This is a genomic window from Pseudomonas sp. SDT291_1_S447 (assembly GCF_054070155.1).
This window is the reverse complement of the sequence record NZ_JBSVXS010000473.1, coordinates 1-212: the sequence shown is the minus strand read 5'-3', so window position 1 is coordinate 212 and position 212 is coordinate 1. Positions and strand designations below refer to the sequence as shown.

Annotated in this window: 1 pseudogene; it reads left to right on the top strand. The window is 59.9% G+C overall.

The features are described 5' to 3' along the window. Positions 1–212 (top strand): annotated as a pseudogene (locus tag ACW9IR_RS30425) (efflux RND transporter periplasmic adaptor subunit); the annotation flags it as partial.

Below are 212 nucleotides of genomic sequence, written 5' to 3'. Positions count from 1 at the left end.
AACTGGGCCAGAGCGCCCGCGTGTTCATACAGGTCGACGGCGATATTCCTCTCTCGGTCCCTTTGTCGGCCCTTAGCGCGGAGAACGGTGCGTCCTACGTGTGGCGTGTACAGCCAGACAACACCCTCAAGCGCACACCCGTGCGCATCGGTGCCTTCGGTGAAAAAACCGTGCCGGTACTGGAAGGTTTGAGCCCTACGGATTGGGTCATT